General features: G+C 65.2%; 17 protein-coding genes. 13 read left to right on the top strand and 4 right to left on the bottom strand.

The window, feature by feature from the left end; translation table 11 throughout:
• The first annotated feature begins 162 nt into the window (after positions 1–162).
• Positions 163–1,884: a long-chain-fatty-acid--CoA ligase gene (locus tag WFP36_RS07200; protein ID WP_336979210.1), complete on the top strand. Its 1,722-nt coding sequence runs from the start codon at positions 163–165 to the stop codon at positions 1,882–1,884.
• Between the two features lie 36 nt (positions 1,885–1,920).
• Here the strand turns inward: WFP36_RS07200 and WFP36_RS07205 are convergent, their stop codons facing one another.
• On the bottom strand, positions 1,921–2,328 hold the full coding sequence (locus tag WFP36_RS07205) for a bactofilin family protein (RefSeq protein WP_336979212.1): 408 nt from the start codon (positions 2,326–2,328) through the stop codon (positions 1,921–1,923).
• A gap of 1 nt (position 2,329) precedes the next feature.
• Positions 2,330–3,496, bottom strand: a complete 1,167-nt coding sequence (locus WFP36_RS07210; protein ID WP_336979214.1) for a M23 family metallopeptidase — start codon at positions 3,494–3,496, stop codon at positions 2,330–2,332.
• Positions 3,497–3,788: 292 nt separating this feature from the next.
• Here WFP36_RS07210 and WFP36_RS07215 point away from each other — a divergent pair, with 292 nt between their 5' ends.
• From WFP36_RS07215 to wecC, 12 genes are all read left to right on the top strand, one after another.
• The gene (locus tag WFP36_RS07215; protein ID WP_336979215.1) at positions 3,789–5,063 is read left to right on the top strand and encodes a glutamate-5-semialdehyde dehydrogenase; all 1,275 of its coding nucleotides are present in this window, start codon (positions 3,789–3,791) and stop codon (positions 5,061–5,063) included.
• An 82-nt stretch (positions 5,064–5,145) separates the two neighbouring features.
• Positions 5,146–6,198: an aldo/keto reductase gene (locus WFP36_RS07220; protein WP_336979216.1), complete on the top strand. Its 1,053-nt coding sequence runs from the start codon at positions 5,146–5,148 to the stop codon at positions 6,196–6,198.
• Positions 6,195–6,860, top strand: a complete 666-nt coding sequence (locus WFP36_RS07225; RefSeq protein WP_336979217.1) for a nicotinate-nucleotide adenylyltransferase — start codon at positions 6,195–6,197, stop codon at positions 6,858–6,860. The genes WFP36_RS07220 and WFP36_RS07225 overlap by 4 nt, the downstream gene beginning before the upstream one ends.
• A gap of 55 nt (positions 6,861–6,915) precedes the next feature.
• Positions 6,916–7,350, top strand: coding sequence for a ribosome silencing factor (gene rsfS, locus WFP36_RS07230; protein ID WP_336979219.1), 435 nt, complete (start codon positions 6,916–6,918; stop codon positions 7,348–7,350).
• Between the two features lie 27 nt (positions 7,351–7,377).
• Positions 7,378–7,800, top strand: a complete 423-nt coding sequence (locus WFP36_RS07235) for a 23S rRNA (pseudouridine(1915)-N(3))-methyltransferase RlmH (protein WP_336979221.1) — start codon at positions 7,378–7,380, stop codon at positions 7,798–7,800.
• Positions 7,801–7,804: 4 nt separating this feature from the next.
• Positions 7,805–9,019: a murein hydrolase activator EnvC family protein gene (locus WFP36_RS07240; protein ID WP_336979223.1), complete on the top strand. Its 1,215-nt coding sequence runs from the start codon at positions 7,805–7,807 to the stop codon at positions 9,017–9,019.
• A gap of 114 nt (positions 9,020–9,133) precedes the next feature.
• On the top strand, positions 9,134–10,471 hold the full coding sequence (locus tag WFP36_RS07245; RefSeq protein ID WP_336979225.1) for a S41 family peptidase: 1,338 nt from the start codon (positions 9,134–9,136) through the stop codon (positions 10,469–10,471).
• A gap of 17 nt (positions 10,472–10,488) precedes the next feature.
• Positions 10,489–10,956: a disulfide bond formation protein B gene (locus WFP36_RS07250; protein WP_336979227.1), complete on the top strand. Its 468-nt coding sequence runs from the start codon at positions 10,489–10,491 to the stop codon at positions 10,954–10,956.
• Entirely contained in the window at positions 10,956–11,471 is a 516-nt protein-coding gene (locus WFP36_RS07255) for a demethoxyubiquinone hydroxylase family protein (RefSeq protein WP_336979229.1), read from the top strand. Before WFP36_RS07250 ends, WFP36_RS07255 begins: the two co-directional genes overlap by 1 nt.
• A gap of 114 nt (positions 11,472–11,585) precedes the next feature.
• Entirely contained in the window at positions 11,586–12,164 is a 579-nt protein-coding gene (locus tag WFP36_RS07260; RefSeq protein WP_336979231.1) for a hypothetical protein, read from the top strand.
• A gap of 62 nt (positions 12,165–12,226) precedes the next feature.
• Positions 12,227–13,354, top strand: coding sequence for a non-hydrolyzing UDP-N-acetylglucosamine 2-epimerase (gene wecB / locus WFP36_RS07265; protein WP_336979232.1), 1,128 nt, complete (start codon positions 12,227–12,229; stop codon positions 13,352–13,354).
• Positions 13,355–13,453: 99 nt separating this feature from the next.
• Positions 13,454–14,767: a UDP-N-acetyl-D-mannosamine dehydrogenase gene (wecC, locus tag WFP36_RS07270; protein WP_336979233.1), complete on the top strand. Its 1,314-nt coding sequence runs from the start codon at positions 13,454–13,456 to the stop codon at positions 14,765–14,767.
• A 119-nt stretch (positions 14,768–14,886) separates the two neighbouring features.
• On the opposite strand, the gene WFP36_RS07275 is transcribed toward wecC, so the two are convergent.
• Both WFP36_RS07275 and fabI read right to left on the bottom strand, forming a co-directional pair.
• Positions 14,887–15,318 (bottom strand): GFA family protein, encoded by a 432-nt coding sequence (locus WFP36_RS07275; RefSeq protein WP_463323409.1) that lies wholly within the window; start codon positions 15,316–15,318, stop codon positions 14,887–14,889.
• A gap of 52 nt (positions 15,319–15,370) precedes the next feature.
• Positions 15,371–16,174, bottom strand: a complete 804-nt coding sequence (fabI, locus tag WFP36_RS07280) for an enoyl-ACP reductase FabI (protein WP_336979237.1) — start codon at positions 16,172–16,174, stop codon at positions 15,371–15,373.
• Between the last annotated feature and the right edge of the window lie 30 nt (positions 16,175–16,204).

Here is a 16,204-nt window from a genome sequence, read left to right on the forward strand (position 1 = left end):
CGGCGATCCGGGGCTGACGCTACGGCATCGCCGCTTCAGGAAATCCAGACGCTCCCGGACCGGTTCCGGGGGCGTTTTTCTTTGCCTGTCCGCCACTTCCGGGGCCCGTTTCGCTCGCCTTCCCACTTGCCTTAACTACCTGCTTAAGCCACACTGACTAACATGGATGTCAGTAAGGCAGGGCCGTCAGCAGCCGCACCGGACGAAGCGTTTCGCCCGGCGCCCGATTGCTACAATCATGCCTGCGCGTGGGAGCTGGACCTTCCGCCGCTGACCATGCCGGAAATGCTCGAGCATTCCGTGGCCGCCCATCCGGGTGCGACTCTGGTCGAATTCATGGGGCGGCATTATTCCTATGCGGAGATTCTGCAGGATGCGCGCGCCTTTGCCGCCGGGCTGCAGAAGCTGGGCATCGCCAAGGGCGACCGGGTGGGGATGTTCCTGCCCAATGTGCCCATCTACGTCGCGGCCTATTTCGGCGCGATGATGGCGGGTGCCATCGCGGTCAATTTCTCGCCGCTCTATACCGTCGACGAGTTGGAAGCGCAGGTGGAGGATTCCGGCACGAAGCTGCTGGTAACGCTCGATGTGCCGGCGTTGCTGCCCACGGCTTGCAAGGTGCTGGATCAGTCTTCGCTCCAGAAACTCGTGGTCGGACGGCTGGCCGACATGCTGCCCTGGTATAAGGGGCTGGCGCTCAGGCTTGTCGGGCGCAAGAGCACAAGCCCTCTGCCCCGACGGTCCGAAGTGCTTGCCTGGAAAGACATGATCGGTCGGGGCCAACCCACGCCCGTCGCGCTCGATGCCGAAAAGGACATCGCGCTGCTGCAATATTCGGGCGGCACCACCGGCGTGCCCAAGGGCGCGATGCTCAGCCACCAGAACCTTACCGCCAATGCGCGGCAGGTGGATGCGATCGATCCGTTCCGCAGCGGGCCCGATATCATCATGGGCGTGCTGCCGCTGTTCCATGTCTTCGCCAATACCTGCGTGCTCAACCGCACGGTGGTGAAGGGCGGATGCCTTTCCATGCTGCCGCGTTTCGATGCGGCGCAGGCATTGAAGACGATGGAACGAGTGGGCGCCACTGCCTTTCCCGGCGTGCCGACCATGTATCAGGCGCTGCTGGACAATCCGCGCCTTGAGCATACCGATTTCTCCAGCCTGCTGGTGTGCATCTCAGGCGGCGCGCCCTTGCCCGAACCGCTGCATCAGCGGTTCGAGGAAGCCAGCGGCGCGCGGCTGGTGGAAGGATATGGGCTTACCGAAAGCTCGGGCGTGGTGTCGACCAACCCCTATGAGGGGGAAAACCGCCACGGCACGATCGGCCAGCCTCTGCCCGAGACCCGCATCCGCCTGCTCGACAAGGAAGATCCGACGCAGGACGCTCCGCCGGGCGAGCCGGGGGAACTGGCGATTTGCGGCCCGCAAGTGATGCAGGGTTACTGGAACCGCCCCGAAGCCGCGGAGGCCGCCTTTGCCCTGCGCGATGGCGAGCGCTGGCTGCGCACGGGCGATATCGCCACGCTGGATCCGGATTTCTACATCCGCATCGTCGACCGCTCGAAGGACATGATCACCGTCGGCGGCTTCAAGGTCTTCCCCAGCCAGGTGGAGGATGTGCTGTTGCGCAATGCCTGCGTGAAGGAAGTGCTGGTGATCGCGGTGCCCGATGCTTATCTGGGCGAGCGTCCGGCGGCCTTCGTCACGCTGGCGGAATGTTCGCCGCCGACCGATGGCGAGAAATTGTGCAACTGGGCCAATTCCCATCTCGGCAAGCATGAGCGGCTGCAGCGGGTGGAAATCCGCGATACCCTGCCCAAGACGCCCATCGGCAAGCTGGACCGCAAGGCCCTGCGTCGCGAGGTTCTGGGAGAAGGGTAAGGCCGGGCTTTCGCTCAGCCTTCAGTCCGTGTGGCTTCAGCCTGCGAGATGCAGCTTAGGGCCGCCTTCATCGTCCGGCCCTTCGCCACCAGCAGGCGTTGCACCTTTGGCCTGGCCAGGAATACGATGCGAGAAGCGGCCATCCACCTGCGCACCCTGTTCGATGGTTAGTGCATCGTAATGCACGTCGCCTTCGACTCGGGCAGAACGCAGCACCACCAGTTCGCGCGCATGGATCGATCCGGTGACACGGCCGGCAAGGCGCGCGGTTTCCGCTTCGATCGAACCTTCGATCACGCTCGATTCGCCCTGAACCAGCGATGCGCAGGCAATATCGCCTTCCACTCGCCCGTCGACATGCAGATCGGCACTGGCGCTGATGTCGCCCTTGATGGTGACGTCGCTGCCGATCACGGAGAAAGTCGCACTGCCGGTCATGGTCATCCTACCTTGCGGCTTTGCCGCTGCGGGCCGCGGCTGTTCCGCGGACTTCTTCGAGAACATGGGGCGCAGCCTCCAGGAAGGGGCGCGGGTTCACCGCGCGATCATTGATACGCACCTCGAAATGAAGGTGCGGGCCGGTCGAACGGCCGGAACTGCCGATGGCGCCAATCACGTCGCCTGCGGCAACCTGCTGCCCAACCCGGGCGCGAAAAGCGGACATGTGAGCATAGCGAGTCATCAGCCCATTGCCATGGCTGATTTCCACGACCCTTCCGTAACCGGATTTCTGGCCGACAAAGCTGATCCTGCCCTTGGCCGCGGCATGGATAGGCGAACCGTAGCCGGCGCGGAAATCGAGCCCGGCATGCATTGCGCCATGCCCGGTGAAGGGATCGCGGCGATAGCCGAAGCCGGACGAGATCGACCATGCGGCGGCCGGGAGATATTGCGGAATGCCCTGCAGGCTGTCTTCCAGGGCTTCCATGCGCGCAAGGCTGAGGCCCATGCGCTCGAAACGCGGGTCGATCCCGCCGTCACGCCGGGTGGAAAGCAATTCCAGCGGACCGCCCTGTGCCGCCCGGGCGGAACGCAGCATGGCCTCGGGATTGAGCCCCAGCTTGCGGATCGCGCGCGCCGCGCGGGCAGAGCGCTGGTCGGCATAGAGAGTCAGCTTTTCGGCAAAGGCGATCTGCCGCGCTTCGATCTGCGCAAGGCCCGCAGCTTCCGGGATGGCCGCGCTGACCTTCTTCACCGTTTCGGCGGCTTCCTTGGAGGAATCGCTTACCGTGTCCTTGTCGGTCACCTTGATATCGTCGAGCACGCCGTCGAGGGTCTGTTCGATGAATTCCTGGCGGCGGGTCAGTTCGTCGGCGGTCTCGTCCAGATTCTCGCGATAGGCTTCTACGCGGCTTTCGGCGGATTCGACCTTGGCTTCCCGTTCCAGCATCGCCAGCCGGTCACGCTGGGAAATGAACTGGCTGACGGCCACGCTCACCATCGTCACGGCCCAGACCAGCAGGGCAAACGCCACTGCCCCCGCTGCGGCCATCTGGACGCGCGAGGAGAGCTTGATGAAGCGAACCTGGCCCTGGGACCGCATAAAGAATTCGCGGTCCGGGAACCAGGCCTTCAGCCTTTCCCGCAGTTTTGCGGCATCCGCCCTGATCAAGTTGACGACCCCAATACCCGGCCCAAGCCCGGACTGTTTCGGTATGGGGCACGCTGCTTACAGGGCTGCCGGTAACCGTCTATCGCGGCAGGGGAGTCCAGGGGCAGAACGGTGGAGTCGCGCGATGAATCGTTTTGACGCATAGCGATTCCTCCGGGGAATCGGAAAACGGCGGGTTAACCACGCTTTTGACTCATGCGATTCGCTCCCCGAGTCGCTGGCTTCGTCGCTCGCAAATGCATTGCGAATCGAGATCGGTGACAAGTGGTCCCCCGGATGGTAGGGGGCCGCCATGGCTACTCAGCACGATACCGACGCCCAATGCACTGACCTGGTTGAGCGGCTTGCCCGCTCTGGCCGCGCAGCGCAGCGCGTGCTGGCGAGGAAGAGCGATGCGGAAAAGTCCGCCGCGCTCAAGCTCGCCGCCGCTGCCCTGCGCGCGGCCGGGCCAGAGGTGCTGGAGGCCAATGCGCGTGACGTTGCCGCTGGCGAGGCCCGGGGCCTGACCGGCGCGATGATTGACCGGCTGAAGCTCGATCCGGCGCGGCTGGAAGGCATTGCCGCGGCGGTGGAAGCCGTGGCGGACCTGCCCGATCCCGTCGGCCAGGTGATCGACCGTTCGGTGCCTGCCAATGGCCTGGAACTGTCGCGCGTGCGCATTCCCATCGGCCTGATCGGCATCATCTATGAAAGCCGCCCCAATGTGACGGCGGACGCGGCGGCCCTGTGCGTGCGCGCGGGCAATGCCGTGCTGCTGCGCGGCGGCAGCGAAGCGGTCAATTCCAATCGCGCCATTCACGCCGCACTGGCCAAGGGGCTGGAAGAAGGCGGGATTCCCGCCGATGCTGTGCAACTGATGCCTACTCAGGATCGCGAGGCCGTAGGCGCCATGCTGCGTGCTGCGGGTCTGATCGACATGATCATACCGCGTGGCGGCAAGAATCTGGTGGAGCGGGTGCAGACCGAAGCGCGCGTGCCCGTGCTCGCCCACCTGGACGGCATCTGCCACACCTACATCCATTCCTCCGCCGATCCGGAAATGGCCCGCACCGTGGCGCTCAACGCCAAGATGCGCCGCACCGGCATTTGCGGGGCGATGGAAACGCTGCTGATCGACGCTAATTTCGCGGGCGGGTCCGATGTCGTCTCCGCGCTGATCGATGCCGGTTGCGAATTGCGCGGCGACGGGCGCGCCCGTGCGCTCGATCCGCGTATCGGCATTGCCAGCGCGAATGATTGGGACACCGAATATCTCGACGCGATCCTGTCTGTCGCCGTGGTGGACGGGCTCGATGCCGCGCTCGATCACATTGCGCGCCATTCCTCGGGCCACACCGATGCGATTCTCGCTTCGGACGAGGCCGTGGCGGAACGCTTTCTCAACGAGGTCGACAGCGCGATCGTCATGGTCAACGCTTCCACTCAGTTCGCCGATGGCGGCGAATTCGGGCTGGGCGCGGAAATCGGCATTGCCACCGGGCGCCTTCATGCGCGCGGCCCAGTCGCCCTTGAAGGGCTGACCACCTATAAATGGGTAGCGCGGGGCAAGGGCCAGACCCGGCCCTGATCCGGCTTCGTGGCGAACCGGTGCCGCTTGACGGCACCGGGCCTGCCCCGCATCACCACCTCCCAGTTGGGAGGAGCCAGCCATGCGTTACAATTGTCTCGGCAATTCGGGCCTCGTCGTATCGGAGCTGTGCCTCGGCGCGATGACTTTCGGCAATCGGCCGAGCCGCTTTTTCGCGCATGAACTGGATCAGGCAGGCGCCACCGCGCTGGTGAAGCAGGCGGTGGAAGCCGGGATCAATTTCATCGATACCGCGAATGTCTACACGCAGGGCCAGTCGGAAGAATTCGTCGGCGGTGCGTTGCGCGCGCTGGGCATTCCCCGGCAGGAAATCGTGATTGCCACCAAGGGCATGGGCCCGATGGGGCAGGGGCCGAACGATGCGGGCATGAGCGCGAAGCATCTGCTGCACCACGTGGATGAAAGCCTCGCCCGGCTGGGGCTCGACCATGTCGATCTCTACCAGATCCATGGCTGGGACCCGCTCACCCCGATGGAAGAGGCCTTGCGTGCGCTGGAGGACATCGTGCGTTCCGGAAGGGCGCGCTATGTCGGCGTTTCCAACTGGGCGGCGTGGCAGATCGTCAAGGCGCTGGGCATTGCCGAGCGGCGCGGGTGGGACAAATTCGTCTCGCTCCAGGCGCATTACACGGTCGCCTCGCGCGATCTGGAACGCGAGCTGGCGCCCATGCTGGCCAGCGAAGGGCTGGGGCTGATGGTGTGGAGCCCGCTGGCCGGCGGGCTGCTCAGCGGGAAATATGCCTTTGCCGAGGATGGAACGACGCAGGGCGACGGCCGCCGCGCCAAGCTCGATTTCCCGCGCGTGGACAAGGCACGGGCGGCCGCGCTGGTGGAAGCGATGCGCCCGATGGCCCAGCTGCGCGGACTCACGGTGCCCGCCATCGCGCTGGCTTGGCTGCTGCATCAGCCCGTGGTCAGCAGCGTGATCGTAGGCGCCAAGCGGGCGGACCAGCTGGCCGAGAACATCGCTGCCAGCGATGTGGAACTTACCACCGAGGAACTGGGTATTCTTGCCGAACTTGGCGCACTGGAACCTGAATATCCGGGCTGGGCAATCGGGATGCAGACTGGCACCAATTCCGCCCGAATCTCGCCCCGGCGGGAGCCGCGATGACGCGCAGTCATCCACTGACCGGCCTGTTGGGGGGCAGTTTCAATCCCGCGCATCGCGGGCATCGGCGGGTCAGCCTGTTCGTGCGGGATGCGCTGGCGCTGGACGAGCTGTGGTGGCTCGTCTCGCCCGGCAATCCGCTCAAGCCCGATGCAGGCATGGCGCCGCTCTCGGCGCGGGTAAAATCCGCGCAAAAGGCCGCGCGCGGAGCCCCGATCAGGGTTTCGGCGATCGAGCGGGAACTGGGCACGCGCTTCACCATCGATACGCTCAGAGCCCTCAAACGCCGCTATCCGCGCCGCCGTTTCCTGTGGCTGATGGGGGCCGACAATCTTGCGCAGTTTCACCGCTGGAAGGACTGGCGCAGCATTGCCCGGGAAATGCCGATTGCGGTCATCGCCCGCCCCGGCTATGATGCCGCTGCCTTCGCGAGCCCCGCGATGGCCTGGCTCAGGCGCTTCCGGGTACCTGCCGCCAGCTTGAGAAACCGGGGTGAATGGAGCGCACCGGCGCTGATAGAATTGCGTTTTGATCCCGATCCGCGTTCGGCGACACTGATACGCCGCGCAGATCCTGACTGGGCCCGCCGCTTCAAGGGCGCGCCGCCACGGGATCAGGTGACGCATTGTCTCATTCAAGACCGATCCGGGGAGGAGCGCGCATGAGGCGCACGCCTCCCTTTGCGTTCATGTCCCCCCAGATGGAGCACCACACGCTGCGATGAACCACGCGCAGACATCGCCGGCCAGTACCGGCACTTCCAAGGCCAGTCCTCTTCCCGCCACGGGCGGCAAGGTGGCTGGCGAAGCCGAACGGCTTCATGCCCTCATCCTCCAGTCGCTGGACGATGACCAGGCGCAGGACGTGATCTCGATTCCCCTGGAAGGGAAATCGAGCATTGCCGATCACATGGTGATCGCATCGGGCCGTTCGACCCGGCAGGTGGCCGCCATGGCCCAGAAGCTGGCCGAGCGTGTGAAGGAAGCGGGCTTCGGCTCCTCCCGGATCGAAGGCCTTCCGGCCGCCGACTGGGTGCTGATCGACGCGGGCGACGTGGTGGTGCACCTGTTCCGCCCCGAAGTGCGCAGCTTCTACAATCTCGAGCGCATGTGGGCGTTTGGCGACGCACCGCCGGTTGCAGCCGGGCAAGCCTGACCTGTAAGGCAGGCGCGGGAGGGCTCCATGCGCCTGCACGTAATTGCCAGAGGGAAAATCGGGCGCTCGCCCGAGGCGGAACTCGTCGCGCGCTATGAAAAGCGCATCCAGTGGCCCCTGAAGCTGACCGAGCTTCCGGAAACCGGCGGCAATATTCCCGAACCGCTTACCCCATGCCGCACCGTGCTGCTGGACGAGCGCGGCAAGCAGCTTTCCTCGGAAGAATTCGCTGCCTTGCTGGGCCGCTGGCGCGACGATGGCGTGCGCGAGACGCGTTTCGTGCTGGGCGCGGCGGACGGGCATGGCGAGGCCGCGCGGCAGGGCGCTGACCTGCTGTTCGCCTTCGGCAAGGCCACCTGGCCGCATCTTCTGGCGCGCGCCATGCTTATGGAACAGCTGTTCCGCGCAACCTCTATCCTTGCAGGCCATCCCTATCATCGGGCAGGCTAGCGCCATGCGAATGCGCGTGCGCCTTGTCCTTGCCCCGCTGCTGCTGGCGGCCCTGCTTTCCGCAGGTGCTTCCGCCCAGCGCGAGGCCGGGTTTTCCAGCGTGGACGAGACGCGCCAGGCGATCAGCCGCGCCTTGAAAGACCGGCAGTCGGCCGAGGCCCGTGCCAGGGTGCTGGAAGGCGAGGCCGCCCGCGCCGGAGAGGCGGCGGAGAAGATCGCGCAGCAGACTGCCGCGCTTGCCGCTCGCATCCAGGAATCCGAAGCCAGTATCGCCGCTGCGGAAGCCCGGCTTTCCCTGATCGACGGACAGCGCCGGGCGCTCGCCGCGCGGCTGGCCCAGCGGCAGAAGCCGGTCGTGCGCCTCACCGCCGCGCTGCAGCGCTTTTCCCGCCGCCCGCTCGCCTTGTCGGTTATGCGGCCCGGTTCGGTGAAGGAAATGGTCTATCTGCGCGCGATGCTGGGCTCCACCGTGCCCGAAGTGCAGCGCCGCACTGCTGCCCTGCGCGGAGAACTCGCGCGCGGAAAGGCCCTGCAACGCCAGGCCGAGCGGGCACTGGCCGATCTGCGCGGGAATGAAAGCCTGCTCGAAGCCCGCCGCAAGGAACTGGCTGCGCTCGAAACCCGCCAGCGGCTCGATGCGCGGCGGGCGAGCGGCGATGCCGCGCGCGAGGCGGAGCGGGCGCTGGCCCTTGCCGAAGAAGCGCGCGATCTCAACGGGCTGGTCGCCCAGCTCGACGCGGCGGGAAATCTGCGTGAACGGCTGGCCGCCTTGCCTGGGCCGATCATCCGCCCGCCCCGTCCGGAAGAATCGCGGGTGATCGCGGTGCAGACGCAGGCTGCCGCCGCAGCGCGCCCGCCCGCGGGCTATCAGCTGCCGGTAGCGGGGCGCACCGTGACGGGTTTCGGAGCGCCCACTTCCGGCGGGGCGCTGACGCAGGGCATCACGCTCGCGCCGCGCGGGGGCGCGCAGGTTGTCGCACCGGCTGCCGGGCGAGTGGTCTTTGCCGGGCCCTATCGCGGCTATGGCCGGATCGCGATCATCGAACATGAAGGCGGCTGGACCACTCTGGTGACCGGCATGGCGCGGGTGGACGTGGTCGTGGGCCAGCAACTGGTGCGCGGCGCCCCGCTGGGCATCGCTGCCCCGACCCGCCCGCTCATCACGCTGGAATTGCGGCGCGATGGGGCGCCAGTCAATCCGCTGGAATTCCTTGGCTAGAACCGCTGGCTCTGGAATTCTCCTTCATGCGCCCTCATCTGGCGTTAAGCTGCCGGGCGCGATACAAGCGCGCCGAAATGTGCCGGTCGCACAAGTGTTCAAGGTGCCATTGAGATGAAATTCGTCCAGCTCTTCCGATCTGCTGCACTGGTTACGGCGGTGGCACTGATTCCGGCCACCACGGCTGGCCTTGCACAGGTGGAAGGCCGCGCGGCGCCTGAATTCGGCAAGCTGTTCGCGGTCTATCAGCGGATCAAGGCGGCCTATGTCGATCCGGTGGATGACGATGTGCTGATCAAGGGCGCGATCGACGGCATGCTCGGCGCGCTCGATCCCCATTCCTCCTATCTCGACGGGGAGGCACTGAAGCGCCTCGATACGCTGATCGACGGGAATTACGAAGGGCTGGGCATCTCGGTCGGCATGGATGACGGCGCCGTGAAGATCATCTCGCCGATGAAGGGCAGCCCGGCAGAGAAGGCCGGCCTCAAGGCGGGCGACTTCATCACCCATATCGATGGCAAGCTGATCTTCGGCCAGACGCTGGACGAGGCCGTGGCCCAGATGCGCGGCCCGGCCGATAGCAGCGTGCGCCTGACCATCTTCCGCGCGGGCCGCGAGGAACCGTTCGACGTGACCGTGACGCGCGGCGTGATCGAACTGGAACCGGTGACCTACAAGCTGGAAGACGGCGCCATCGGCGTCATCTCGGTGAACGAATTCTCCAAGGATGTGGGCAAGGATGTCCGCGCCGCCATCGCCGCCCTGCGCAAGGATGCAGGCGGACGGATCAACGGGCTGGTGCTCGATCTGCGTTCCAACCCCGGCGGTTCGCTGGACGAGGCAGTCGCCTTGTCGGACCTGTTCCTGACCAAGGGCCAGATCGTGTCCCAGCGCGGCCGCAACAAGAACGAGAACATCTCGTTCGATGCGGAAACCGTGTTCCCCGGCGATGTGGTGCCCAAGATGCCGATGATCGTGCTGATCGATGTCGGCTCCGCCTCGGCCTCCGAAATCGTCGCCGGCGCGCTGCAGGACCAGCACCGCGCATTGGTGATGGGCGAAACCAGCTTCGGCAAGGGCAGCGTGCAGACGCTGATGCCGCTGACGCGCGACAGTGCGATCAAGCTGACTACCGCGCGCTATTACACGCCGTCGGGCCGTTCGGTGCAGGAAGGCGGGATCGAACCCGATATCCGCGTGCCGCAGCTGTCCGACCCCGATGCCGCCAAGCGCGCCAAGTTCGCCCTGCGCGAATCCGACCTGCGCAAGCACCTGATCAACGAGGTGGACCTCGACGACAAGCAGTTGGAACAGGACAAGGATGTCGATCCGCGCTTCAAGATGACGCCGGAAGAACTTGAGGCGAAGGGCATCAAGGACTTCCAGCTCTATTACGCGCTTTCCACCCTGCGCCGCACGACCAGCAGCGCAATGGCGCTGCGCAAGTAAGCGCCAAGGGGGCAGGAATGGCGACGGACAAATCTCTCAAGCAGGCGCACGCGCTGGCGCTGGGCGTTCCGGTGGCCCTGCTGGCCGGGGCCTATATCTCGGAATATGGCTTCGGCCTCTATCCGTGCGAAATGTGCTGGTGGCAGCGTTATGCCCATTTCGTGGCCGTGGCGCTGGGCCTTGTGGCCTTCGTCCTGCCGCCGAAGCGGCTGTGGGTGGGGCTGACGGCGTTGGCCGTGCTTGCCTCCGGCCTGATCGGCGCGTTCCATGCGGGCGTTGAATATGGCTGGTGGGAAGGCTTCACCACCTGCACCTCCATTTCCTCCGGCAGCAGCGATCCGCTGGAAGCGATCATGTCCGCGCCGATCATCCGTTGCGACGTGGCGCAATGGGAATTGTTCGGCATCTCGCTGGCGGGCTACAACTTCCTGATCTCCACGGCCGGGGCCCTGCTTGCCCTGGCACTGCTGCGCAGGAAGGCGTGATGGTGGATACGAAACGCATGATCCGGGTCGATCAGGCCGGCGAATATGGCGCGACGCGCATCTATGCCGGGCAGCTTGCCGTTCTGGGCGAGCGTGGGCCGCATGCCACCGAAATCCGCGCCATGGCCGCGCAGGAAGACGATCACCTCGCCCGCTTCAACGCCATGCTGGCGCAGCGTGGCGTGCGCCCCACGGCATTGCAGCCCTTCTGGTCGGTAGCGGGTTTTGCCCTGGGCGCGGCGACCGCGCTGATCGGACCGGAAGCCGCGATGGCCTGCACGGCCGCGGTGGAAGAAGAGATCGACCGGCACTATACCAGCCAGCTGGAAGAGCTGGCGCGGGATGGGCAGGACCCGGAACTCGCTGCCGTGATCGAGGATTTCCGCGAGGACGAGCGGGCGCATCGCGACGCTGCCCTTGCCGCCGGGGCCGAGCGTGCGCCTGCCTATCCGCTGCTTTCGGGCGCGATCCGGCTGGGTTGCAAGCTGGCCATCCGCCTGTCGGAACGAATCTGAAGCAAAGGGTGCTGGGCTTGCGGCCGTTCTTGCTTCAGATCATGTTCACTGCGGATCATGCCCTGTAAGGGCGAATGAGATTTGCCTGCGGCCATGCCGCATCGGAGAGACACGATGAAACGCCTTAGCCTTGCCGTCCTCGCAGTTCCGTCCGTGCTGTTCGCGGGCTCGGTTCCCGCCTTTGCACAGGTCGGGCCGATCGAGGTCGCGGGCGAGACGGTGAACCAGCTGATCGTTTTCGGTGACGATCCCTGCCCGGCCTCCACCGGCAACGAAATCGTGGTCTGCGCCCGCAAGGCGGAGAGCGAACGTTACCGCATTCCCGAGGCCTTGCGCCAAAGCGAATCGCCCGCGAACGAGGCCTGGGCCAACCGGGTGGAAGCCTATGAGACCGTGGGTGCCTTCGGCACCATGTCGTGCTCGCCTTCCGGCTATGGCGGCTGGACCGGTTGTACCGCGCAGCTGATCGATGCGGCCTACAAGGAAAAGCACGGCAGTTCCGATATCCGCTTCAGCCAGCTGATCGAGGAAGAACGGGCCAAGCGGCTGGGAACGATCGACGCCGATGCCGCCGCCGAACAGGCGCGGGTCGAACAGATCGAAAAGGAATATGAAGCGCGGCTCAAGGCTGAGCGGGACGCTCCGCTGCCCGGCGAGGAACCTGCCGCTGCTACGCCGCAGGGCGGCCAGTAAGGCGCGCGCACCGGTCCGGCGGAAAAGCCGGCCTTAACCATTGAAGCGCTAAGGGGCGGGCCATGTCAGGCGCGCAACGTATCCTCACTGTCTTCGGCACTCGGCCAGAGGCGATCAAGCTTTTCCCCCTGGTCCACGCGCTGGCGGCGGACAGCCGCTTCCTCTCGCGCGTCTGCGTCACGGGGCAGCACCGCGGGATGCTGGATCAGGTGCTGGAAATCGCGCGGCTCTCGCCCGAATACGATCTGGACCTGATGCAGCCGGACCAGACGCTGGATTCACTCACTTCCGCACTGCTCACGGAAATCGGCAAGGTGCTCGATGCGGAAAAGCCGCATTGGGTGGTGGTGCAAGGCGATACGGCCACGGCCATGGCCGGCGCACTGGCGGCCTATTACCGCAAGATTCCCGTGTGCCATATCGAGGCGGGGCTGCGCAGCGGGAACATCCACCATCCCTGGCCCGAAGAGGTCAACCGCAAGATCATCGGCACCATCGCGGCGCTGCATTGTGCCCCTACCGAGACATCCGCGAAGGCGCTGCTGGCGGAAAATGCCGATCCCGCCACCGTGCATGTCACCGGCAATACGGTGATCGACGCGCTCTACTGGATCACGCGCCGGATCGAGGCGGAGCCTGAACTGGCAGGCGGCCTGGCCGAGCTGGAACAGCGTTTTGCCGGCAAGAAGATCATCGGCGTGACGAGCCACCGGCGCGAGAATTTCGGCGCGGGGATGATGAACATCGCCGATGCGATCCGCCGGATTGCCGCGCGTCCCGACGTGGCGGTGATCTATCCCGTCCACCTCAATCCCAATGTCCGCACAGTGATGCAGGGCGAGCTGGCGGGGCTGGACAATGTCGCGCTGATCGAACCGCTCGATTATCCGCATTTCGCCCGGCTGATCGGCCTTTCCTACCTCATGCTCACCGATAGCGGCGGGGTGCAGGAAGAAGCGCCTGCGCTGGGCAAGCCGGTGCTGGTCATGCGCGAGACGACCGAGCGGCCCGAAGGGGTGGAGGCCGGCACGGCGAAACTCGTCGGCACCGATGCCGACCGGATCGTGGCCGAAACCTTCCGCCTGCTGGACGATCCCATCGCCTATGGCGCAATGGCGCGGGCGCATAATCCCTTCGGCGACGGGAAGAGCGCGCAGCGGATCGTGGACCTGCTGGCCACGCGCGGCTGAACCGGGCTGAACGGGGCAGACCGCGCCGAACCGGGGCATCGTTACCTCAATCTTTACCGTTCCCGGGCAATGGATTTCCGCAACAAGCGAGGAATCCGCATGCGTTCGAGTGAAGCTCCTGCAGTCTGCATGGTCGGTCTGGGCTATATTGGCCTGCCCACTGCCGCGGTGATCGCGCGCTCGGGCATGAAAGTGCTGGGCGTCGATATTTCCGAGAAGGTCGTCGAAACGATCAATCGCGGCGAGATTCATATCGAGGAAGTCGATCTGGATGCGCTGGTGCAGGCCGTGGTGCGCGACGGCATGTTGCGGGCATCGACCGGTGTGGAGCCTGCCGACGTATTCGTCATCGCCGTGCCGACCCCGTTCGAGAAGGACGGGCATCACACGCCGGATATTTCCTACGTGCTGGCGGCTACTCGCGAAGTGGCCAAGGTGCTGAAGCCGGGCGACACGGTGATCCTCGAATCGACCTCGCCAGTCGGCACGACCGAGCAGATGCGCGATGTGATCGCGGCGGAACGGCCGGACCTCAAACTGCCGGGCCTGACGCGCGGTGTGGCGGATATCGCCATGGCCTATTGCCCGGAGCGCGTGCTGCCGGGGAAGATACTTGTCGAACTGATCCATAATGACCGCTCGATTGGCGGCCTGACCCCCGAATGCGCGGAAAAGGCAGCGGCATTCTATCAGCGCTTCGTGCGCGGCGAATGCATCACTACCGACGCGCGCAGCGCGGAAATGACCAAGCTGGTCGAAAACGCCTATCGCGACGTCAACATCGCTTTCGCCAACGAACTTTCCATCGTCGCCGATGCGATGGGGCTGGATGTGTGGGAAGTGATCCGGCTGGCCAATCGCCATCCGCGCGTGAACATCCTGCAGCCGGGCCCCGGCGTTGGCGGGCATTGCATCGCGGTCGACCCGTGGTTCATCGTCCATGGCGCGCGTGAGCAGACGCCGCTGATCCAGACTGCGCGCGGGGTGAATGACGGCAAGATCCGCCACGTGATTGCCCGCGCATCCGCACTGGTCGACGCCGCGCCGGGCGAAAAGGTTGCCTGCCTCGGCCTCGCCTTCAAGGCGAATATCGACGATTTTCGCGAGAGCCCGGCCCGGCTCGTCTCGGCCACTCTGGCGCGCAAATATGGCTCGCGCATCCATGTGGTGGAACCGCATACGGCCGAACTGCCGATCGAATATCAGGGCACCGGCGCCAGCAAGATCGATCTCGAAACCGCGCTTGCTACCTGCGGCGTGCTGATCGTGCTGGTGGATCACGATGCATTCAAATCCGTCCCGCTCGAAAAGCGGATCGGCAAGCGCGTCTACGATACGCGCGGCATCTGGCCGGATCAGCCCGATCCTTTCGCGGCGACGGCAGAAGGCGAGCCGGAGCGGCTGGCGGGTTGATCCCCTTCGTCATTGCGAGGGGCAACGCCCCGCTGCAATCCAGAGGGTAACGCACTGGGCCATGGATTGCTTCGCTACGCTCGCAACGACGAGCCACACCAAACAACGGCGAGCAAGCGCTAACCGCCCGGAAAGCGCTCGAACTCGGGCAATTCGCCCAGCATCGTCATCCACGGCAGCCGCTCGGCGCACTGGATATGGGCGCCCGGAACGAGCTTGGCGGCATCGTCCAGCGTGGTGGACTGGATATCCACCAACCCCGGCATCACGGCTTCGTTGCGATAGAACAGGCCGGTGCCGCAATGGGGGCAGAACTGGCGCACGGCGCCATTCTTGCCCTCATAGGTCGAAAGCTCGCCCGAAAGCAGGCGCAGCTGGTTTTCCTGCACCGCCAGCCACGCCACCATCGGCGCACCGGCCGATGCGCGGCAATCCGCGCAATGGCACAATGCGTGATGCATAGGATCGCCGTCGATAGCGTATCTCACTCTGCCGCACTGGCAACCGCCCTGGCGCATGACATCTCTCCCTCGATTCGCGATATGGAACATATCACGAACAGAGATTGAGTCCACCGCGCCCTGACGGGCGGCGCAGGCAGGGTCAGACGAGCGAGATGTCCGGCGCGTCCACCTGCTTCATGCCGACGACATTGTAGCCCGAATCGACATGGTGGATCTCCCCGGTCACGCCCGAGGACAGGTCCGACAGCATATAGAGGCCCGCGCCGCCGACATCCTCGATGGTGACGTTGCGGCGCAGCGGCGAATTATATTCGTTCCACTTCAGGATATAGCGGAAATCGCCGATGCCGCTGGCGGCCAGCGTCTTGATCGGGCCGGCCGAAATGGCGTTCACCCGGATATTGTCCGGCCCCAGATCGTTGGCGAGATATTTCACGCTGGTTTCCAGCGCCGACTTGGCCACGCCCATCACATTGTAATGCGGCACGACCTTTTCCGCGCCGTAATAGGTGAGAGTGAGGATCGAACCGCCATTGGGCATCATCCGCGCCGCACGCTGCGACACTGCGACGAGGCTGTAGGCAGAGATGTTCATCGTCATCAGGAAGTTGTCGAGGCTGGTGTCGACGAATTTCCCGCGAAGCTCGTTCTTGTCGGAAAAGCCGATGGCATGGACGACGAAGTCGATGGTTTCCCAGCGGCTCTTCAGCGTCTCGAATGCCTCGTCCAGCGCTTCCATGCTGGAAACGTCGCAGTCGAACAGGAAATCCGAACCCAGGCTCTCGGCCAGCGGGCGCACGCGCTTTTCCAGGGCTTCGCCCTGATAGGAAAACGCCATTTCGGCGCCCTGTTCATGCAGCTTCTGCGCAATGCCCCAAGCCAGGGACTTGTCATTGGCGAGCCCCATGATGAGGCCGCGTTTTCCTGCCATCAGACCGCTCATCGGGCCCTGTCCTTCCTTCTCGACCCCCCA

The organism is Fulverythrobacter fulvus, from assembly GCF_037154085.1.
Lineage (GTDB): Bacteria > Pseudomonadota > Alphaproteobacteria > Sphingomonadales > Sphingomonadaceae > Andeanibacterium > Andeanibacterium fulvum.